Source organism: Falsihalocynthiibacter sp. S25ZX9, assembly GCF_041205405.1.
GTDB classification, from domain to species: domain Bacteria; phylum Pseudomonadota; class Alphaproteobacteria; order Rhodobacterales; family Rhodobacteraceae; genus Falsihalocynthiibacter; species Falsihalocynthiibacter arcticus.
Window position 1 is genome coordinate 1 of record NZ_JBGFCD010000404.1, and the last position, 209, is coordinate 209.

At 58.4% G+C, this 209-nt stretch carries 1 pseudogene; it reads left to right on the forward strand.

From position 1 onward, the window contains the following. Nucleotides 1-209: pseudogene (locus tag AB9F29_RS22755) on the forward strand (IS30 family transposase); the annotation flags it as partial.

A 209-nucleotide genomic window follows, 5' to 3' on the forward strand; every position in this document is an offset into this window, starting at 1 on the left:
GAACTCCTGGAGCATCTGCGCGCAAGACGGACTGTCAGGCGCTCCAAACACGCCAGCCAGAAGCGCAACGGGAATGGCCAGATTAAGAATGCTGTATCTATCAGCGAAAGGCCTGCGTCCGTCGAAGATCGGGCCGTTCCGGGCCACTGGGAAGGCGACTTGATTGGCGGATCCAAGAACAGCTATATCGCAACCCTCGTTGAGCGGCA